The sequence below is a fragment of the Polaromonas sp. P3_B4 genome, assembly GCF_056402835.1.
On the sequence record NZ_JBFUGQ010000001.1, the window covers coordinates 1500631 to 1520885 of the forward strand.

Consider the following 20255-nt stretch of genomic DNA (forward strand, 5'->3'; position numbering starts at 1 on the left):
GCCACTGCCACCCGGGCTGAAGCTGCACGCACAGTTCTTAAGCAAATAATAGCCACAACCCAATACAGACGAGCGCAACCAGCTATCAAATCAATAGCGACAGCAACCTGCAAGCCAACGGGAAAAGGCGTCCTGTATGGCTGAAATGCTCGACATCCTTGCCGCGGCTCCTTTCTGGATTGCCGTGCTGCGCATCGCCACGCCGCTCATCCTGGGCACGCTGGGCGTGTTGCTGTGTGAGCGTGCCGGCGTGCTTAACCTGGGCATCGAAGGCATCATGGTTGCCGGCGCCTTCAGCGGCTGGCTGGCCGTGTATGGCGGCGCGCCGCTGTGGGTTGGCGTGGGTGTGGCGGCGCTTACCGGTGCGATGTTCGGCTTGCTGCACGCCTTTCTCACCGTCGGCCTGGCGCTGTCGCAGCACGTGTCCGGGCTTGGCATCACCCTGCTGGCCACCTCGCTCAGTTACTACGGCTACCGCGTCAGCTTTCCCAAAGTCGACACGCCACCCACCATCACACCCTTTGCTCCCATGCATTGGCTAGACGGCTTTCCCGGCGGCGGGCTGAACGTGCTGGCCGCGCAAACCTCGCTCACGCTGCTGGCGCTGCTGCTGGTGCCGTTGATCGCCTGGCTGCTCTACCGCACACCGGCCGGCCTGGCCATCCGCATGGTCGGCGAGAACCCCCAGGCCGCCGAAGGCCAGGGTGTCTCCGTCGCCGCTACCCGCACCGCCGCCATCGTGGCCGGCTCGGCACTCATGGGCGTGGCAGGCTCCTTCCTCACGCTGTCGGCGTTTAACGCTTTTTTCTTCAGCATGGTCAATGGCCGCGGCTGGGTGTGCGTGGCACTGGTGGTGTTTGCCTCGTGGCGGCCCGGCAAGGCACTGCTGGGCGCGCTGCTGTTTGCCTTTTTCGACGCACTGCAGCTGCGCCTGCAAACCTCGGGCATCGTGAATGTGCCCTATCAGGTGTACTTGATGCTGCCCTACGCCCTCTCCGTCCTCGCGCTGGTGCTGGTGGCGCGCAAGGCGGCGTATCCTCAGGCGTTGATGAAACCTTATCGAAAGGGAGAACGCTGATGATTGCGCCGCTTGAGCCGAACCCCGCGGTGAAATATATTCAGCCCAAGGTTCAGCGAAGAATGGGACGACTGCTGATTCAGATCCAGCAGTACGAAAAATTACTCAAAACACTCCTGGTGGAGTCCGAGATAACAGGCACCCTTGACTCCATGCCCGCTTTAAAGAAAGCCCGCGTGGAAAAATACAGAGCCATGACCTTGGGCACCCTGGTTAAGGAAGCAAAGGCTACGTTCCTACGGACCGGGTCTCTTCCAGACGATGCTGACCTTCCTTCCCACCCCAGCAAGATTGTTTTTCGTTCGCGCTGGGCCCTGGAGTTGACTGATGACAACGCCGTCACTCTGGAGGAAGACATGAAAAAGTTGGTCACCCTGAGAAACGACCTAGTCCATCACCTCATAGAGCAGTTTGACATTTTCAGCGTAGAGGGATGCCAGACTGCGCTGGCTCATCTGGAGAAATGCCGTCAAACTGTGGATATCGCTCACACCACCCTGAGGGAATGGGCTCTCGACTTGATCGCGGCAAGAGAGGCAATGGGCACAGCCATGCAAGCAGAGTTTGCGAACATTCTGAGCAATGGCGAACCAAACCAAGTGGAGCAATGCGATGCCAAGTCCTGACCTCATCCTTCGCCATGCCAATTTTCCCGACGGCCGAACCAATCAAGACATTGCCGTAGCAGACGGTCGCATCATCGCTGTCGACTCCAATCTGCAGAGCGTCGGCGCCGAGGAGGTGGACTGTAACGGCTACCTGCTGAGCCCGCCTTTCGTCGACCCGCACTTCCACATGGACGCCACGCTCAGCTACGGCCTGCCGCGCGTCAATGAAAGCGGCACGCTGCTCGAAGGCATCGCGCTTTGGGGCGAGCTGAAGCCGCTACTCACAGCCGAAGCGCTTATCGAACGCGCCCTCACCTATTGCGACTGGGCCGTCGCCAAAGGCCTGCTGGCCATTCGCAGCCATGTCGACACCAGTGACCCGAGCCTGCTGGCAGTAGACGCATTGCTTGAAGTCAAAAAGCAGGTCGCCCCCTACATCGACCTGCAGCTGGTCGCCTTCCCGCAAGACGGCGTGCTGCGAACCAAGGGCGGCATCAACAACCTGGAGCGCGCACTCGACAAGGGCGTGGACGTGGTCGGCGGCATCCCCCACTTTGAACGCACCATGGCCGATGGAGCCGCCAGCGTAAAACTGCTCTGCGAAATCGCCGCCGAACGCGGCCTGCTGGTCGACATGCACTGCGACGAGTCCGACGACCCACTCTCACGCCACATCGAAACCCTGGCCGATGAAACTCAACGCCTGGGCCTGCAGGGCCGCGTCAACGGCAGCCACTGCACCTCCATGCACAGCATGGACAACTACTATGTCAGCAAGCTGCTACCCCTGATCGCCGAAAGCGGCGTCAGCGTCATCGCCAACCCCCTCATCAACATCACCCTGCAAGGCCGCCACGACACCTACCCCAAGCGCCGCGGCATGACCCGCGTGCCCGAACTGATGGCCGCTGGTGTGACTGTCGCCTTCGGCCACGACTGCGTGATGGACCCCTGGTACGGCATGGGCAGCGGCGACATGCTGGAAGTCGCTCACATGGGCCTGCACGTGGCGCAGATGACCAGCCAGAAAGGCATACACCAGTGCTTTGATGCGGTGACGGTCAATGCTGCGAAGGTGATGCACCTCAAAGGTTATGGGCTGGAGGTGGGGTGTGATGCAAGCTTTGTGTTGTTGCAGGCCCGGGACCCGGTCGAGGCGATCCGATTGCGGGCGAACCGCTTGAAGGTCTGGAAGAAGGGGAAACTGCTGGCGGAGACCATGGAAGTAAAAACCGGACTGCAATTGCCTCAGCGGCCTTCAAGCACGGATTTCCGGCAAGCAGGTCCAGGCCACGAACCTTATCCAGCAGGAGGTCTATGAACTGGAACGACCCACCGCCAGATGACGAAGAGCTGCCCGCAATGGTTGGCAAACTTGTCATCAGGGCGCGGAGCAGTAGCGTGAATGACAAGCGGGAAGCGGTTGAGGCCCTCTATGACCTGGCATTCAGGGTGGGCCGCAAAGCTGCCGCGGCTGTTCCGGTATTAATCGAACGACTGAGTGATGCCGATTCCAAAACGGCGGAAAGCGCGCTCTGGGCTCTTGGTTATTGCAAGCCTCAGAGCATCGAGCCACTGATTGACAGCCTTCTTGATATTGACCCACTGATGCGGGAACGCGCCGCATGGGCGATCGGCAACATCGGCGACGAAGCTCGCTCGGCAAGCGATTCACTTCGGCGGCTGCTGCAAGACCCCTCAGAGAACGTCCGCTCACGCGCAGCCTGGGCTTTAGGCCTCGTCCACGATTGTGATAACCGAACCGTCGAATCTCTCTTTCAACTGGCTGAGTTCGGCATCACCTCGGATCGCCGGTCCGCACTCCATGCCCTTGGAAATATAGGGAAATACATGGATGAGCCCTCGCGCCTGCACGCCCATCGTCCGCTCATCTTCTCTGCACTGAGTGATGCCGATGAGGATACGCGCTGGTCAGCGCTTTACCTCATCGAATCCCTGGGCCTCCCAGCGTCAGAGCATGCAGAAGTCCTGCTCGGGATATTGGAACAAGATCCCGGCGAAAGGGTGTTGCACGCAGTCCTGGCGCAGTTGAAGCTGCTGACCCCCCAGATAGACCTTTCTTCCCACGCGACAGGCCTCTGTCGATGGCTGAGCCACAACAGCACTTCAGCATCACAGGTTTGCGACATTCTGGGTTTGATCCGCCCCGCTCCACTGGATGCCATCGGCGCCCTTGTGGCTGCACTGAATATTGACGAATGCGTTGTGCCCGCTTCGAAGGCCTTGTGGAAAATTGACCAGCGTGTCAGTGAGTCGCTGCCCGCGCTTGCACGGGTCTTTGACGAATACGACGAGTCTGTTTGCGATGTCATCTGCGAACTAGGGCCAGCGGCCGCCCCCCTTCTTCCCAAGCTCATCGAAGCCATGCTGGAAGAAGACAACTGGGACCTCCAATGGGCTGCAACGGACGCATTGGGATCTATGGCCTCGGCGGATCCCCCGGTCATGGCAGCTTTGCTGACAACCCTTGGCCATCAGAGCCCGATTGTCCGGTCTGCCGCGAGCCGGGCACTGGCGCGTGTGGGTGTAGCTGCGATTCCACAGCTCCTCGCGCTTGTGCAAGCGCAAGGCGACTCGCGTGCGGCGTGGGCTGCTTTTTCATTAGGAGAAATGGGGCCTACGGCCATTTCCGCCGCGCCGCAATTGCTCAAAGGTGTGGAACCAGTTGGCGACGTGCTGTCGACCGCATGCGCGATCGCCTTGGCGCGAATAGCGGCTGACCCACGGACCGTCCCACATCTGGTGCGCATCATCGAAAGTGCGGACCCCAGGTATCCCCGCTCCGCGGCAGCAAACGCACTCGGCGGGCTCGGGCCTCTTGCCATCACGGCTATGCCGGCCCTGGAAATTTTGTTGAGCGATGACGATCCCGATTGCCGTGCCGCAGCACAGGAAGCGCTTGACGCCATCAAGGCAAAGGCCCACTGATCCAGCCGTGTTGCGTGCTGTCGGTCGCGACTGGATTTATGATTTCCTACTAAACCCCAAGAAGTATCCCGTGAATTCATCCATTGCCCATGCCGAGCTCATCGCCACTTACCGGAAGGCGGAGGCAGAGGCTGCCTACAAATTCGGATTGATCAAAACCGTTGCAGCCAAAGGACCCAAGGCGATCCAGATGGCCGTCGAGACCGCGGAAAAAGCAGCCAAACGCAGGGATGCGTGCGCCAAAAAGCTCGCCGCGCTCAACATCAATCTCAAGAATTAGCGGCACCCTTTGCGGATAATCTGGTTTTGGAAAGAAACGCGATGAACACGGAACCCGAAGAAGCCGAAGAACCCGAACCGATCGAGGAATATGTCCCCGGCGTCGCAAATGGCCGCAACTACATGGTCCGGCTGTGCCACCTCCCCGATGGTCCCTGGTACATCGATGTCGTACATGTTGAATCACTGCCGCCCTTGCATGACAACGACGACAGAACCTGGCCCACGCGCGATGAGGCTGTCCGGGCGGCGGACAAGCTGGTGGCCAACCTGGGGCACTGACCGGAGAACCGGTTCGCCGCGAATGTAAAACCCCGTTAGTGTCCTTGCAGGCCGGGCGAACAGCACCATCTGGATGCCAGCGGCCCACCGGGGCTTGCACCTTCACCCAAGGAGCTTTCATGTTCAAACGTCTGACCCTGCTTTGGGTTGTGATACGCGGCGATGCCCGGCGGCTGTGGACAGCACTGCGCCACCCGGAAGCGCCCGCCTGGCTGAAATGGGGCACCGCAGCAATTGCCCTCTACCTGCTCTCCCCCATTGATTTCATCCCCGACTTCCTGCCCGTCATCGGGATTGCTGACGATCTGGTGCTGGTTCCGCTGGCGATCCGGTGGCTCCTCAACCGCCTGCCGCCCGGGATCGCCGATCCTGCGCCGAAGCGTTCGGCCTGAGCACCGGCGATGCTGTAATGGGCATCCCAAGCCAGTTCGCCATTTCAGCTCGCCCTTCTATTGATGCCCACACGCCCCGTTTCACTGACCGTTCCGCTCCCTTCGGGCGGTACCATCTCCGGCCTGCTGCAAAAACCTGCCAGCGCCAAGGCGTGTTATGTGTTCGCCCACGGCGCGGGCGCGGGCATGAACCACACCTTCATGGAGGCGATTGCCCAAGGTCTCGCGGAACGCGACATTGCCAGCTTGCGCTTCAATTTTCCGTTCATGCAACAAGGCTCGAAACGACCAGACTCCCCAGCCGTTGCGCACGCGGCGATCCGGGCGGCGGTTGCTGAAGCGGCGCGGCAAATGCCTGGGGTTCCGCTGTTTGCCGGTGGCAAGTCATATGGTGGGCGCATGACCACGCAAGCGCAGGTGGCTGAGCCATTGCCCGGGCTGAAAGGCATTGCGCTGGTGGGCTTTCCGCTGCACCCGGCCGGCAAGCCCTCAACTGATCGAGCCGCGCACCTGGCAGACGTCAAGCTGCCCATGCTTTTTCTGCAAGGCACGCGCGATGGCCTTGCTGATCTGGACTTGATCACCCAGACCACGGCGGGCCTCGGTAAAAAGGCAAGCCTGCACATCGTGGATGGCGCCGACCACGCCTTTCACGTGCTGGTGCGTTCAGGCCGCACCGATGCGCAGGTGCGCGAGGAATTGCTGGACACCATGGCCGCGTGGATGACGAAGCACCAGCGTGCAGCGTGATCGTCAGTTCCCTGATGTACCAGGAGAGCCGCTTGGCACTCTGTATGGCGTGTGAGCCAGGACAAATACCCGCTTAAACCTGACCACCGCTAGGCATGGCTGCTGACAGGTGATGCGCCTGACGCCCCCCAGACTGGCCTGACTACGAAAGCCCGTCATGCCGCTCGATGCCCAATCATCTCTTCGCCTTGTAACTCCCCCCCTCTCCCAGTTCTCCCGTCGCACCCTCGTCCTCGCCTTGTGCCTGCCCGGGCTGGGTCTGACCGGCAACGGCGCATGGGCGGCCAAGCCCAAAAACACGGCGGCGGGCAACCAGCCCCTTGATACAGAAGCCTTCAACACCGCCACCGACAGTCCCTTGCTGCGCAGTGGCAGCAAAGGCGCAGCGGTAGCGCGCGCACAGATCATGCTGGACCGGGCCTGGTTCTCCTGCGGGGAGATCGATGGGCGCTTTGCCACCAACATGCAGCGCATGGTCAAGGCCTACCAGAGCGCACACGACCTCAAACCCACGGGTACCGTCACTGCGGAAACCTGGGTTTCGCTGCGCAAGGACGGCGCTCCGCTGCTGACAAGCTATACCGTGACAGAGAAGGACGCCGCCGGCCCTTTTGAAAAGACGCCTGTGGCGATGGACGAGCGCGCGAAGATGAAAGCGCTGGTGTATGAATCGGTGGAAGAAGCGCTGGCGGAAAAATTCCACACCAGCACCGGCTACCTCAAGCAGCTCAACGGCGGCATCAACATCGAGGCCGGCAAGCAGATCACCGTACCATATATCGCGGTCAGCGCCACGCCGGTCAACGCGGCTTCCATCGAAATCGACAAGTCCGAGCGTGTGCTCTACGTGCTGGACACCGCCAAGCGCCTGGTGGCGGGTTTTCCCATCAGCATAGGCAATGAAAAGAACGACCCGCTGCCGCTGGGCATGATGGCCATCAAGAACGAGGTCAAAAATCCCGGCTTCACCTACAACCCTGCGTTGCTGAAAAACGCACCCAAGGATGCGCAAAAGGTCGACATCGCAGCCGGTCCCAACAACCCCGTCGGCACCATCTGGCTGGGCCTGACCAAACCGCACTGGGGCATTCACGGCACACCCAACCCTTCCAATGTGGGCCATTCCGAAACCAATGGCTGCATTCACATGACCAACTGGGACGCAGAGCGCCTCTCGACCCTGGCGAAAGCCGGCTTCAAAGTGAGCGTCAAGGCTTGATGGCATCCACACCCGCCCGCCTCAAGAGAACGGCGTTTGCAATCTGCGCGCTGCTGGCCGTGGCGGCAGGCGTGATGCTGGGCACGCGCAAGGAAGAGGCAGTTACACAAGTCATACAGCCCACCACGCCGCCAGCCAGCCAGGCGCTGGCGCCCGCCGTCCCGGCAAGAGAGGCCGACAAGCCACCCCTTGTGGTTCAGACCATAGAGGCAGCCGCGCCCTCACCGGCCCTGCCGCCCCCACCCGCATCTGTCGCCGATGACCCGGACATTTCGCAGTTACGACTACGCGTCCTGACACTTCCGGTGCAAGGCGTCATGCCCGCCCAGCTCAGCGACACCTACACCCAGGCGCGCGCAGCAGGCGCCCCGCATGAAGCCATAGACATCATGAGCGCACGCGGCACGCCAGTGCTCGCCGTCGAGGACGGCAAAGTGGCCAAGCTGTTCCTGAGCAAACCCGGTGGCATCACGATTTACCAGTTCGACCCGGCCGGCCAGTACGCGTACTACTACGCCCACCTGGACCGCTATGCCGAAGGCCTCACCGAAGGCGCCAGCCTGCGCAAAGGCCAGGTCATCGGCTATGTCGGCAGCACCGGCAATGCATCACCCGACGCACCGCACCTGCACTTCGCGATCTTCAAGCTGGGGCCGGAGCGCCAGTGGTGGCGCGGCGCCCCGCTGAATCCTTATCTTGTCTGGCGCGACGCCAGGCCGTGAGCAACCCGGCCGATGACGTGCCGGCTCATGCTGACGCGCTATGCACTTGCCAGCCTGGCAAGCGCCTTCACCCCTGCCTTCCTGAACAGTCGCGCACCTAACCGCAAACCGCCGCAGGGCAGGCAGCTCCTTCACGATCTCAACACCCACGCAAGACCTGAGCAACAGATGTTTGTTGTTATCGAGGCCGAGTGCGTCAGGATTTCGCGGGTATAAATCCTGCATTGCCACCTATTTCTGCCGATAGTTGGCTTGAATATAAGATCGGCGTGATCACCAAAAAACAAGCTTGCTGCGCAAGCCACCTTTCATCGGAGGGAGACCGATACGTGAAAACAGCAAATACCCACGCAAAAGAGAGCGTGGCCTTAAAAACCAGACGGGTGGGTTCTGGTTTTTTGTGCCCTGGCCTTGCTGCCGACGAGAACCATGTTCACTCGTACCGCGCGGCAGCATAAAACCATGGCACGAACCCTGCGCCAAATTCTCTGCGGCGTGCTGCTGTTCCAGAGCTGGGCCTTCGCAGCCAATCCTTCGTCCGTCCCGACCGCCTACACCACCGCGCTTTACGAAACGAGTGTGGGCAGCAATCCCGCGCAGGCCTACTTCCTGGTGAACGTATTGCGCCGGGCTGAAGCTCCCAAGGCGGACCTTGAAGCCTTCCGCGCCGAACTGCTGCATGGCTATGTAGCCCAGATGACCAGCGCAGCGCCACCGACCGCCGCGCCCAAACCCGCGCCAGGCCTTTGGGAGTCACTCATGCGGCGGTTGCCGGGCCGGGCGAAACCGCCAACAGACAATGTGGCCGCAGTCATCGCGCGCGGCCGGCAGCACGGCGACGTGATGAGCCCCGCGTTCCGCGCCACCTGGCAGACGGCAATCAACCAGGCGATGACCCCGCGTTGGGGACCCGGCACCTCAGGCGCGCCGGTTTTCACGCTGGAGCTGCGCGACATGCAGCCTATCGCGCCCGGCATCTGGGCTGCACCCTCTGCCGAGGGTCAGGTGCGCCTGATGCTGTCGCTGCGTCTGGCCAACACCAGTTCGGTGACACTGCCCCTGTACCGCCCCGACATCGTCCTGCAAGGCACGCTGCGCTTTACCTGTAACTGGGACAGGACGCGGATAAGGCAGAGCGAAATGCAGGCCAATGAGGTAACCCTGTTGCAGCCCGGCGCCGAATCAGATCCCCTGGCGTGCGAAGCACCTCCAGTGCCCGGGTATTGGCGCGAGCAGGTGCCCGCGCTGCTAGCCGCCAACGGCAAGGCGGGTCTGCAAACCGTGGTCGTTCCGCACGAGCTGGACAGCAACCAGCGGCTGTACCACATGGAATTGGCGTTCTCGCATGCGGCGCCGCAAGCTGTCAGCTGGAGCCAGCGCCTGATGAAGGCCCGGCATGAGAAGTACCGCCAGTGGTCTCCTGCCAAAACCGCACTGGAGCCACCCGAGTCGGGCAGTTTGACGGCTGCGCCGCATCACGGATGGAAGGCGACCGCCACATTGCTGGCGACCTTCCTCGGCGCCACCGTGTTGGCGCTCGGCCTGTTTGCCGGCGGCCGCGCGGCGCGTAGCGCGGGCGTGCCGGAGGGCGTGGTTGCCGTTGTCTCGGTGCTGCTGGTAGGCGGCGCGTGGGTGCTGGCCACTGTGAAACTGGGCGGTGGCGGCACGGGTTACGACCATCCCCTGTATCTCGGCCTTGCCTTGGGGGCGGGCTTCGTCGGGCCGGTGGTGCTGGGCGTGGTGGCCCTGCATGCCCTGCACAAGGTGCTGGACGACGAGGAGATGGAATGGTGGCAGGCCGTGGCCACCGGCTGGCGCCTTACGCTGAATGTCACCGCAAAAACAAGCCGGGCTGAGTTCTGGGGTTTCCTGGCGCATGCTGCCTGGCTTTGGGCGCTGGCGCGCGTCTGCCTCATGCCGCTAGACCGCTGGATAGGCCTCGTCTTGCTGGTTCCCGTGGTGACGCTGACGGTCCGCCGCATGCTCAGCATGACGAGTCAGGAATGGCTCGAGATGGGGGTGATGCTGATATGCCTGCTGTTGCTTATGCTGGCGTGAGTTGCTGCGAGGTGGTGACAAAGTTGCGACGGCCAAAACAACGTTCCTGACTTGATCTCTCAGGCCGTTACCAGTTTGGCGGGTACAACCGACTCTTTTTCCTGAACCACCGCATATTCCACAGCCAGCCGCAGCATCGTGGGTGTGACGTAGTGGCGATGCACATAGTCAATGGCCGCCATGTAAAAGCGGCCAAAGGCATTCTTGCAATGAACCCGCGTACCCAGCATCACATCCACATGATGCTTGTCGACGATTTCCACGCTGACACAGGACCTGAACAGCAGATGTTTGTCATTGGCGCCCAGAATGACCTGTGCCTTGGTATCGGTTGCATTAATGCTTTGGTCAAGCACCGGGTAACGGTTGGCAAACAGGTTGCTGGTGTCCGGCGACAACAGCGAAGACACCGGGCAGCCCAATGGCGATGTACGCAGGCCCAGGGGTTTAACCAGAACATTGCGCAGCGCCATCAGATTGGACACACCGCTGGGCGCGTTAAGCAAAAAGCCCTCCAGGACCGTGGCGAGCAGATTTGTGGCGCTGGTGTGCCCAAAGTTGGTACCGGTCACGCGCAAGCGAAAAGTGTCTTCATGATGGACGCGCAGTTCGGTCAGTTGCTGAAGCAGCAGCGAATCCAGTGGCGGGCTGCTGAGCTCCTTCACGCTTCGGGCAGATCCGCCATGTGACAGAAAGCCCGACGCCCCTTTCCACGAACCCCACAAACCTCGCATCACACCTGCGCCGCTACGCACAGTGTTGCATACCACCCGGTGGAATGTTCCGGGCGGAGCATCCAGCGACAAAGTCGTGGTCGGCACGGTATCAGCCTTGAAGTCCTTGGCCTGAAGCAACGCCTTCACCTCGTCCGGCAGCAACTCCGTCAATGATGGGATGCTCGCCTTATTGGTCAGCACCTCCTGTTTCAAGGACTCCGACAAATTGCCGCCCAGTTCATTGGTATGGCAAGACAACGCAAAAAATACAGGGTGCAAAGAATTGCGCGAGAGCGGAGAAAACTGGTGCCAGGTTTCACCGCCAAAACGCACAGTGAACATGCAGTCAGGCGGTATGTTCACAAAACGCAGGGCGCGGATGAAGTTCTGCGGGTCTTCCTGGATTTGTTGTTCCGACGCGCTGGAAAAGCGCAACTGGGCTCCACCGCTGCCCGACACCGCCGTGAAGATGCGGTGCCCTGCATGGCGGTGAAACGGATGGCCCTTCGGCCCCACGACAAATGAATACAGCGAGGTAGCGTCACCTTTGGCAAAATTGGTCCCGCCCAGTTTGGCTGATGGCTCGTCCAGCTCATCGACAAACGCGCCGTGCTGCCGCTGCCTGGATGCCACGCTGGCAAACAGATGATTGCCGGCGCCATGGCCGATCTGGGCAATCAAGGAAACCTCGACGGCTAGGCCGCCCGATTCGGATGGAATACGAACCGATGGAAACGTTTCAATCACTTGTGTGAGATTCAGCATGAGTCCCTCCTTCTTTCTACCTTGCTTTTTGTGTTCTGGCCGGGGCACGTTCCCGCTTCAGGGGACGCGCCACCGGGCATAGTTCGAATGCATAACCCGTGAGGCTGTTGACGAGGCTGTCACCGTTGAGCTTGTAGAGCACAAACTGGCCGCTGCGCTCGCTGGTCACCAGGCCGGCGTTTTCAAGCACCGACAGGTGGCGAGAAATGGCCGGCGTGCTCATGGCAAAGCGCTCGGCCAGCTCGGTGGTGCTGAGTTCTTTCTCGGTGAGGTAGGCCAGAATTTGGCGCCTGGGCCCCGAGGCGAGCGCTTCAAATATTTTGTCAAGGGATGCAGGCATTGATGTATTAACTTATTTGTTAATAACTTTATTCAAGATATTCCGTACTGTCAAGCGGCTTCTGGGCTTCTGGTTTGAGGTCGGCGCTTTTCTTTGCCCCGTCGATCCGCTAAGCTTTGCTCCGTCCCAACCTCAGGCATCAAGGCCTCTCCCATGACAAGCTACTGGCTCATGAAATCCGAACCCGAAGAATGCTCGGTCGACGACGCGCTAGCAGCCGAAAATTCGACAGTCCCCTGGGTCGGCGTACGCAACTACCAGGCGCGCAACTTCATGCGTGACGGGATGCAAGTCGGCGATGGCGTGCTGTTCTACCACTCGAGCTGTGCCGAGCCGGGCATTGTCGGCATCGGCCGGGTGGCGTCTACGGCCTACCCTGATCCCACGCAGTTTGATCCGAAGTCGCCCTACTACGACCCCAAGTCAAAACCTGAAGAACCGCGATGGATGCTGGTGGATGTGCAGGTGTTGCGCAAAATACCCAACGTCACCCTGCCCGCCTTGCGTGCACGGCCAGAACTGGCAGACCTGCAGGTGCTGCGCAAGGGCAACCGCCTTTCCATCACGCCCGTCGAGCCGCAGCACTGGAAAGCCATCACCGGCAAAAAGTGAAAGGCCTGTCAGGCGCCGGACTGCGGCAGGCTTTGCAGGCGGCGCAACCCGAACAGGTCCTTGATGATGATCTGGCCGCGCTGGCTTTTCAGGAAACCTTCGGCGACCAGCCCCTGCATCAGCCGCGCCACCACTTCACGCGACGTGCCCAGATGCCCGGCCAGCTGCTGCTGCGTCGTTTTCAATACTCCATCGGACGAGGCGTGCAGCAACACAAAATGCACAAGGCGCTGCCGGTGGTTGAAGGAATGAACGGCATCGAGTTCTGCCATCAACCTGAAAACAAGTGTCGAGAGCGCGTGCAGCGTCAGGTCCTGGATGCACGTTTCCTGCTTGAAGAGCTGCCGGTACAACGGACCGGGGATGACAGCGACACGCGTCGCCTTGTCGGCCTGAACCCAGGCAGGATAAAGAAGATCGTTGAACAGGCAGTTGAGCGAGAGTACGCAGGTCTCCCCGGGCTCCACCAGATACAGCGTGGCCTCGGTGCCCGCAGGCGTGATGGTGTAGACGCGCAGCCGGCCCGACAGCACGACATAGGCGCCAGAGGCAGGCTGGCCCTTGTGAATGATGCCGGTTCCTGCCAGCGCACTCATCGGAACAGCACCCTGGGTCAACAGGTTACGGCCGTCCGCACTCAGGCGGCTGAAAGGCTCGAAAAGGGCAAGTTCACGTAAGACCTGCATATTGCTCCATTCGCGGCGACCTGCCGCACCGTCAAACCAGCGGTGCCACGTGGCCACGCTTGATCCACAACAAGGCACCTTCAGAACTGGCCAGGGCGGGCTGCCTGGTGTGTGGATTTCGCAGCCAGCACAGAGGGCCGAGGTCTTGCGCACCCGCAGCGCGCGCGCTCGCGTCGTCGCCGGCTTCGACACGGACCGAACCCTCGACGACCAGCATTTCCTGGCCGCCACGCACGTACTGCGCGGCCATGGTACACCCCGGTTCCAGCCGTACGAGGAATACGGTTTCCCTGGGGCCCTCGTACAGCAATGCGCGCCTATGCCGGGCGATTCCGGCATCCACCCAGGGCCTGTCTGCAGCACTGATGACAACGCGGCGCTGTTCGAGCAGGTCCATCTGCCGCAGTTTGACGAAGAGGGTGCAGCCCTCGTCGCTGAAGGGCCTGTGGCTGGAGCCCGGCGGATTGCGCACATAGGTACCCGGGCCGTACGAGCCGTGCTCGTCGGCAAACACGCCGCAGAGCACAAGGAATTCTTCGCCCAGCGCATGCGAATGCGCGTCAAACCGGCTGCCAGCTGCATAACGCACGAGCGACGTTGCCACGGCCACCTCTGCACCGGTACGCTCGAGCATGCGCCGCTCAACCCCGGGCTGCGGCGACGGCAGCCACGGCAGCGACCCGGCCCGTACCAGGACCGGCGCCGTGCGGTCGACGTTCACGTGCATCAGCTCCATCAGAACTTCTCCGACGCGGTCCGCAGGTCCAGCTCCTGTGTCCATGCGGTGCGCGCCTGTTGCGCAAGCCACAGGAAATTGGCAGCCACGCCGTCGGGCGCCATCACCGAGGCTTCTGCTGCCGCGTGGCGAGATGCGGCAGCGGAGCCGCGAAGCAAGCCGTCCAGCACGACGTGGGCCACGTGGATGCCCTGCGGCTGGAACTCTCTTGCCAGTGACTGCACAAGCCCGCGAAGGGCAAATTTGCCCGCGGCCATGGCCGCGAAACGGGCCGACCCGCGCAGCGAAGCCGTGGCGCCGGTGAAAAGCAGGTTGCCGCGCCCCACGGCCAGCATGCCCGGCAGCACGGCCCGGGCGCAGTGCGCTGCCCCGACAGGGCCGGCTTCAAGGCACTTGCGCAGCGCACTCGCCTCCAGTTCAAGAAAAGGAGCAATTGCCAGATGACCCGCGTTGTACAGCAGCGTGTCGACGGGGCCGTGGCGCTCGATCAGGGCCGCGATGGCCTGCGTCACTGCCTCACCGTCGACCAGATCGCAATCTGCACGCCGCAGGCCCGCCACTTCGTACCCCGCCTCGTTGAACTGCCGCGCAAGCCATTCGCCGAGCACACCACCGCTACCCGCGATGAGTGCGAAGGGCCGGCTCACAGCACCCCCAGCAGGCGCCCGATCAGCACCAGCGTGGCCGCCCAGCCCGCTGCCCAGGCAAGCGTGCGTGCGCCGGGAACACCGAGCGTGTAAACCACGTAGTGAATGAGCCGCGCAAAAAAGTAGACGGCGCAGGCGGCGGCCGTCACCGAATCGGCTCGGCCGCTAGCCTGCACCGCCAGCACAGCTGGCGCAAAAATCACCAGATTTTCGGTGGCATTGGCCTGGGCCCGCTGTGCGCGCTGGGCCCACTCGGCAAGGGGTTTTTCTGTGGCTGACGGGTTGGCCAGCGTGCCGCCCAGGCCACGCACGGCAATGCGGTTGAGAACGTAAGGCAAGGCGAACAACGCCGCAGCGGCCAGGGTCAATGCCAGCCAGTAGATTTCCTTGGACATGATGGGTTTTTCCTTCTTCGTGACATGCCGCAATGCGGGCACGAACGCGAAGATAGCCGCGCCGGGAAAAGCGTTCTGTAGCTTTTGCTACAGAGTCACAAAGATGGCGAGAAGGCAGCGCCGGCGCCCTGGCTCAATGTCTGCCGATGATCACCAGGCAAATGAACAGGCAGGCGGCCAGCAGCAGCGACAGGCCCTTCCAGAACGCCACCGGGTTGCGCTCCAGCAAAGCCGGCCGGGTCTTGTCCAGAAATGACTGATTGGGGTGGCGCAGGTCGTATAAAAACTCCGACAGCTCACCATAGCGTTTGGCGGGATCGGGGTGAACGGCCTTGCGGAGCACGCCGTCCATCCATGCGGGTATGTCACGATCTTCGTACAGCACCGAGTCATAGCGCAGTTTGCTTTGTGCGGCCCGGGTCCGGCATTTGGCCACTTCGGCGCCGTAGGGCAGCTTGCCGGTCAGCATCTGGTAGGTAATGACACCGAGCGAGAAAAGGTCTGAGCGCGTGGTACCGCCCTCGCCCACAAAATACTCCGGCGCCGAATACTGGGCCGTGCCCAGGATGTCGTTGTGCCCGCCGGGCGCGTCTGCTTCCATGAGGCTGGCCACGCGGGTTGAACCAAAGTCAATGATTTTGGCCGTGCCGGTCTTGTCGATCATGACGTTCTCGGGCCGCAGGTCTTGATGCAACATCTCCAGCCGGTGAAACGCGCGCAGGCCCTTGGCGATTTGCTCCACCAGCCCGCGCACGGCTTCCAGGCCGGGCCTGGGGTTGTCAATCATCCACTGGCTCAGTGTTTGCCCGTCTATGTATTCGGTGGCCACGTACACGTAATGGCGCTTTCGGGTCGGCACATAAGGCTTCAGCACATGCGCGCTGTTGATGCGCCTGGCGATCCACTCTTCCGTCAAAAACCTTTCAAGGTAGGCCGGGTCGCCACCCAAATCTATCGACGGAGTTTTCAGGATGACAAGCGCGCCCGTGTCATTGTCTGTGGCCAGGTAGATGTGGCTGCGGCTGCTGCCGTGCACTTCGCGGACGATGGTGTAGCCGTCAAACTGCGTCCTGGCCTCCAGGATGGGCGGAAGCGGCAAGCCCGACAGCTGCTGGAGCAGCTCGCCGGCCTGCCTGTTGGGCAGCTCATCGACGCGGACAATCTGCGCCGTGAGGTTGTCGCCACTGCCTCGCTCCAGGGCTTTTTCAACGATGGATTTGGCGGCCATATCCAGCCCGCCAGGCTCGTCGGCACAGATGTGGATGAGGCCGGCCATGTCGTATTCGCTGACGTGTTCGTACACGCCGTCGGTGGCCAGAAGAAAGATGTCGCCCTGCTCCACCTGCTGGGTCTGGTAGTCAATCTCAAGCTGCGGCTTGAAGCCCAGCGCGCGGCCCAGATAGCTTTGGCCCTGGGAAATCCATACACGGTGGTCGCTGGTCAGTTGTTCCAGTGCCTTGCCGCGCAGGCGGTAAATGCGCGAGTCACCGACATGAAAAATATGCGCGGTGGTCGACTTGATGACCATGGCGCTCAGCGTGCACACATAACCTTTATCCTTGTCGTAGCGGTATTGGCTTTTCTGCGTCTGGGCATGCAGCCAGGAGTTGGTGGCGCTCAAGATCCGCTCGGCCGATGTCTTGACCGACCAGGCCTCCGAGGTGCAGTAATAGTCTTCAAGAAAACCAGTGACGGCGTACTGGCTGGCCACGTCGCTGACGGCGCTGCTGCTGATGCCGTCGGCCAGCGCAACGGCGATGCCCTTGGCGCTCAGTTGCGGCTCTTTAGGTACATAGATACCGTGGAAATCCTGGTTGGTTTCCTTGCGGCCCTTGTCCGAATACTGACCTGCCGATATCTTCAGTTCACTGGACATGTGGGGTACCGGCAAAGCCCCCGCGCATGCAAGATGCGCGAGGGCCTTTGTTTTGGAGGCGGATTATTTGAAAGAACGTGTCGGTCCGGTTTTAATGTGTGTGGCATACAGCGTCAAGCCGGTGAAGGCCAGGCCGCCCACCAGGTTGCCCAGCACCGTCGGAATTTCGTTCCAGATCAGGTAGTCCATGATGGTGAAATGCGCGCCCAGCAGCAGGCCGGATGGGAACAGGAACATGTTCACGATGGAGTGCTCAAACACCATGTAGAAGAACAGCATGATGGGCATCCACATCGCGATCACCTTGCCGCTGACCTGGGTGGAGATCATCGCACCCACCACGCCGGCCGACACCATCCAGTTGCACAACATGCCGCGCACGAAGAGCGTGAGCATGCCGTTCGCACCGTATTTCTGGTAGCCCAGCGTGCGGCTCTCGCCCACGATGCCGATAGCCTTGCCCACGGCGCTGGGCTCGGTCGAGAAGCCGTTGGTGACGTAGATGGCCATCATCACCGCCACCGTGAAGGCGCCCGCGAAGTTGCCGACGAACACCAGGCCCCAGTTACGCAGCACACCCTTGAGCGTGACGCCCGGGCGCTTGTCGATCAGCGCCAGCGGGCACAACACAAACACGCCGGTCAGCAAGTCGAAGCCGAACAGGTACAGCATGACAAAACCCACCGGGAACAGCACGGCGCCCAGCAGGGGCTGGCCGGTCTGCACGTTGATGGTGACGGCGAACCAGGCTGCCAGAGCCAGGATGGCGCCGGCCATGTAGGCCCGGATAACGGTGTCGCGGGTGGACATGAAGATTTTGGATTCACCCGCATCCACCATCTTGGTCACAAATTCCGAAGGCACTAAATAAGCCATACGATCCCTCTAAGTCCTGTTTTGCCAAAAAAAAATCCACTTCGAGATCTTCAAAAAGATTTGAAGACCGAAGTGGACGACGTTATCCATTCAGATCGATGGGCACTGCGAAGCTTGCCGTACCCTGCGCAGGCCTTCGTTAGCCTGACCTGATGGATGCAAGCACATACCGTGCCGCTAACAAAACACCGCGAATCCGGGCTTGCCGACGCTTTAGCGACGCTTTTACCCGTCGTTTTGGCACTGCGAAGGGAGTGACTGCCCCAAATTTGTGCATCGAGGTGTCCATCTTTAAATATTTTGGTGCCAGCTGGGCCACTGCCGGATACAGGCGCTAAGGCGCAAGCCGCTGCGCAAAGAACGCCAGGATCTCGTCACGCGCCGCCAGTGTGGGCTGGCCCGCCTCGTCGATCAGGTGGGCGGTGACCACGCTGTGCGGTGTCTTCACGTGCGCCGCAAAGAACGGCGGCACGTCGGGGTTGGCGGCGCTGTCGGGCAGCACGCGGCCCACAAAGCGGTCGCCCAGCGCCTCGGCATAGGCCGCAAAGCGCTGGGCCCTGCAAAAGCTGTCGCCTTCAAACCGATAGGCCAGCACCGTGAGGTTCTCGCGGTCCAGCCGCTGGCGGACGGCCTTGATGTCCGCAGGCGAAATTTCGATGCCGGCCGGATCATTGAGCGGCAGCGACGGCTGGCACAGCACCGGCGCCAGCATGGCAGGCTCCAGCATCATCGTGAGGGCGAAATTACCCGTCCAGCACATGCCGATGGCGCCCACGCCGGGGCCGCCGCACTCGTCATGCGCCAGCCTTGCCAGTGCCCGCAGCCACTGCGTGGCCGGGCTGGCCTGGTTGGACGCGAACGCGCGGAACTCGGCGCTGACACAGGCGCGCTGAAAGATGGCCGCGCCTTCATCGGCACGCGGCACGGCGCCGTCGCGGCCAAAGAGCGACGGCATGTAGACGGTAAAACCTGCGTCGCGCACCCAACGGCTGAAGCGCGCCACGTGCGGGCTGATGCCGGGCATCTCGGTCATGACGATCACGGCCGGGCCTGTACCCATGAGGTAGACCTTCCTGGTGATGCCGTCGAGCGTGATCTCGCGCTGGGTGAAATCCTCGAGGGAGTCGTCTTCGGTCAGCTTGCGCGTTGTCATCGGTGTCCTTGCTTTGCGAACGGTGGGAGCAATGGCGTCCGTGGAATTCATGGAACAGATGAATTTGGCACCGCACGCGCGTAAACTCCCAGTGTCTATTTCGACATGTTTAAGGCCTTTTCAGCCAATGCGAGATTTCACCCTCCTGCTGCTGCCGGGCACCTTTGCCACCGGCGTGGCGGCCACGCTCGATATCCTGCAGGCCGCGTCTGCCCTCGCGCCGCGCATGAAGCTGGCGCGCCCCACCTGGCGCGTGTTGTCAGCCACCGGCGGCCCGGTGCCGCTGAGCTCGGGCCTTCACATAGACACCGCGGCCCTGCCCCGGCGCTACCGGCCCGATGCTGCCACCTGGATCGCGCCGGGCCTGGGCCTGGACAACCCGCAGGCCCTCAACACCGGCTTGGCCACCGCAGACGCGCAACGCGTGATTCAGGCCGTCGCCGCGCATGCTGCGCACGGTGGCCGTGTTGCGGCGTCGTGCTCGGCGGTTTTTTTGCTTCAGGCGGCCGGTGTGCTGGCCGGGCGCCGGGTCACCACCTCCTGGTGGCTGGCGCAGGAGCTTCGAAGGCGGGAGCCGGCCTGTACCGTCAATGCCGACCGGATGGTGTGCGCCGACGGCCCGGTGAGCACCGCAGGTGCCGCCTTTGCGCAAACCGACCTGATGCTGCATTTGCTACGCGAGCAGTTCGGGGTAGCCCTGGCCGAGGCTGTAGGACGCATCCTCTTGATCGACGGGCGGCAGGCGCAAGCGCCTTTTGTGGTGCCGGCCATGCTCTCCAGCGGCAACGCACTGGTGGCCCGCCTGGTGGCGCGCATCGAATCCGCCCTGCCCAGCCCACCGAGCGTGGAGGCACTGGCAAACGAATTCGCGATGTCGCAGCGAACGCTGTCACGCCATGTGCGTGAAGCCACGGGCAAGAGCACGATGGCGCTGGTGCAAAGCGTTCGGCTCAATCGCGCGCGGATGCTGATTGAGTCCAGCCGGATGACCATCGAACGCGTGGCCGAGCAAGTGGGCTACGAAGATGCCACGGCGCTCCGGCGCATGATGCACAAGGCGGCGGGCGCCAACCCGAGCCGATACCGGGCGGCGGGGTTAAGAGCTTGAGAGCCCGG

23 protein-coding genes are annotated in these 20255 nt (G+C 61.9%); 14 read left to right on the top strand and 9 right to left on the bottom strand.

The window, feature by feature from the left end:
- Positions 1-136 precede the first annotated feature (136 nt).
- The 12 genes from AC1DVV_RS07180 to AC1DVV_RS07235 all read left to right on the top strand — a co-directional run bounded on the left by AC1DVV_RS07180 (position 137) and on the right by AC1DVV_RS07235 (position 10337).
- Complete coding sequence (locus tag AC1DVV_RS07180) at positions 137-1078, top strand: ABC transporter permease (protein WP_477665980.1); 942 nt, start codon at positions 137-139, stop codon at positions 1076-1078.
- The gene (locus AC1DVV_RS07185) at positions 1078-1704 is read left to right on the top strand and encodes a hypothetical protein (RefSeq protein WP_477702361.1); all 627 of its coding nucleotides are present in this window, start codon (positions 1078-1080) and stop codon (positions 1702-1704) included. The genes AC1DVV_RS07180 and AC1DVV_RS07185 overlap by 1 nt, the downstream gene beginning before the upstream one ends.
- Complete coding sequence (locus AC1DVV_RS07190) at positions 1691-3007, top strand: amidohydrolase family protein (protein ID WP_477702360.1); 1317 nt, start codon at positions 1691-1693, stop codon at positions 3005-3007. The genes AC1DVV_RS07185 and AC1DVV_RS07190 overlap by 14 nt, the downstream gene beginning before the upstream one ends.
- A complete protein-coding gene (locus AC1DVV_RS07195; protein WP_477702359.1) occupies positions 3004-4635 on the top strand; it encodes a HEAT repeat domain-containing protein in 1632 nt (543 codons plus the stop codon). The genes AC1DVV_RS07190 and AC1DVV_RS07195 overlap by 4 nt, the downstream gene beginning before the upstream one ends.
- A 70-nt stretch (positions 4636-4705) precedes the next feature.
- Positions 4706-4915, top strand: a complete 210-nt coding sequence (locus AC1DVV_RS07200; protein ID WP_477702358.1) for a hypothetical protein — start codon at positions 4706-4708, stop codon at positions 4913-4915.
- 41 nt (positions 4916-4956) lie between these two features.
- Complete coding sequence (locus tag AC1DVV_RS07205; protein ID WP_477702357.1) at positions 4957-5196, top strand: hypothetical protein; 240 nt, start codon at positions 4957-4959, stop codon at positions 5194-5196.
- Between the two features lie 119 nt (positions 5197-5315).
- Entirely contained in the window at positions 5316-5588 is a 273-nt protein-coding gene (locus tag AC1DVV_RS07210) for a YkvA family protein (RefSeq protein WP_477690145.1), read from the top strand.
- A gap of 63 nt (positions 5589-5651) precedes the next feature.
- Entirely contained in the window at positions 5652-6338 is a 687-nt protein-coding gene (locus tag AC1DVV_RS07215) for an alpha/beta hydrolase family protein (protein ID WP_477702356.1), read from the top strand.
- Positions 6339-6495: 157 nt separating this feature from the next.
- Entirely contained in the window at positions 6496-7557 is a 1062-nt protein-coding gene (locus tag AC1DVV_RS07220; protein WP_477702355.1) for a L,D-transpeptidase family protein, read from the top strand.
- Positions 7557-8279, top strand: coding sequence for a M23 family metallopeptidase (locus AC1DVV_RS07225; protein ID WP_477707177.1), 723 nt, complete (start codon positions 7557-7559; stop codon positions 8277-8279). The genes AC1DVV_RS07220 and AC1DVV_RS07225 overlap by 1 nt, the downstream gene beginning before the upstream one ends.
- A 27-nt stretch (positions 8280-8306) precedes the next feature.
- Positions 8307-8495 (top strand): hypothetical protein, encoded by a 189-nt coding sequence (locus AC1DVV_RS07230; protein WP_477665972.1) that lies wholly within the window; start codon positions 8307-8309, stop codon positions 8493-8495.
- Positions 8496-8708: 213 nt separating this feature from the next.
- A complete protein-coding gene (locus AC1DVV_RS07235; RefSeq protein WP_457280794.1) occupies positions 8709-10337 on the top strand; it encodes a hypothetical protein in 1629 nt (542 codons plus the stop codon).
- A gap of 59 nt (positions 10338-10396) precedes the next feature.
- Here AC1DVV_RS07235 and AC1DVV_RS07240 read toward each other — a convergent pair whose 3' ends face one another.
- Positions 10397-11818, bottom strand: coding sequence for a DUF2867 domain-containing protein (locus AC1DVV_RS07240; RefSeq protein ID WP_457280793.1), 1422 nt, complete (start codon positions 11816-11818; stop codon positions 10397-10399).
- A gap of 16 nt (positions 11819-11834) precedes the next feature.
- Positions 11835-12158 (bottom strand): metalloregulator ArsR/SmtB family transcription factor, encoded by a 324-nt coding sequence (locus tag AC1DVV_RS07245; RefSeq protein ID WP_457280792.1) that lies wholly within the window; start codon positions 12156-12158, stop codon positions 11835-11837.
- A 153-nt stretch (positions 12159-12311) separates the two neighbouring features.
- On the opposite strand from AC1DVV_RS07245, the gene AC1DVV_RS07250 reads away from it, so the two are divergent.
- Complete coding sequence (locus AC1DVV_RS07250) at positions 12312-12770, top strand: EVE domain-containing protein (protein WP_457280791.1); 459 nt, start codon at positions 12312-12314, stop codon at positions 12768-12770.
- Positions 12771-12778: 8 nt separating this feature from the next.
- Here the strand turns inward: AC1DVV_RS07250 and AC1DVV_RS07255 are convergent, their stop codons facing one another.
- From AC1DVV_RS07255 to AC1DVV_RS07285, 7 genes are all read right to left on the bottom strand, one after another.
- On the bottom strand, positions 12779-13513 hold the full coding sequence (locus tag AC1DVV_RS07255; protein ID WP_457280790.1) for a Crp/Fnr family transcriptional regulator: 735 nt from the start codon (positions 13511-13513) through the stop codon (positions 12779-12781).
- On the bottom strand, positions 13488-14237 hold the full coding sequence (locus tag AC1DVV_RS07260; RefSeq protein ID WP_457306759.1) for a cupin domain-containing protein: 750 nt from the start codon (positions 14235-14237) through the stop codon (positions 13488-13490). The genes AC1DVV_RS07255 and AC1DVV_RS07260 overlap by 26 nt, the downstream gene beginning before the upstream one ends.
- Positions 14192-14839: an SDR family NAD(P)-dependent oxidoreductase gene (locus AC1DVV_RS07265; RefSeq protein WP_457280788.1), complete on the bottom strand. Its 648-nt coding sequence runs from the start codon at positions 14837-14839 to the stop codon at positions 14192-14194. The genes AC1DVV_RS07260 and AC1DVV_RS07265 overlap by 46 nt, the downstream gene beginning before the upstream one ends.
- Positions 14836-15234: an MAPEG family protein gene (locus tag AC1DVV_RS07270; protein WP_457280787.1), complete on the bottom strand. Its 399-nt coding sequence runs from the start codon at positions 15232-15234 to the stop codon at positions 14836-14838. Before AC1DVV_RS07270 ends, AC1DVV_RS07265 begins: the two co-directional genes overlap by 4 nt.
- 133 nt (positions 15235-15367) lie before the next feature.
- Positions 15368-17110 (bottom strand): bifunctional protein-serine/threonine kinase/phosphatase, encoded by a 1743-nt coding sequence (locus AC1DVV_RS07275; RefSeq protein ID WP_477702353.1) that lies wholly within the window; start codon positions 17108-17110, stop codon positions 15368-15370.
- Between the two features lie 63 nt (positions 17111-17173).
- On the bottom strand, positions 17174-17986 hold the full coding sequence (locus AC1DVV_RS07280; RefSeq protein WP_457280785.1) for a formate/nitrite transporter family protein: 813 nt from the start codon (positions 17984-17986) through the stop codon (positions 17174-17176).
- A gap of 334 nt (positions 17987-18320) precedes the next feature.
- Positions 18321-19139: a dienelactone hydrolase family protein gene (locus AC1DVV_RS07285; RefSeq protein ID WP_477665966.1), complete on the bottom strand. Its 819-nt coding sequence runs from the start codon at positions 19137-19139 to the stop codon at positions 18321-18323.
- A gap of 127 nt (positions 19140-19266) precedes the next feature.
- Here AC1DVV_RS07285 and AC1DVV_RS07290 point away from each other — a divergent pair, with 127 nt between their 5' ends.
- A complete protein-coding gene (locus AC1DVV_RS07290) occupies positions 19267-20247 on the top strand; it encodes a GlxA family transcriptional regulator (RefSeq protein WP_477702352.1) in 981 nt (326 codons plus the stop codon).
- Positions 20248-20255 lie beyond the last annotated feature (8 nt).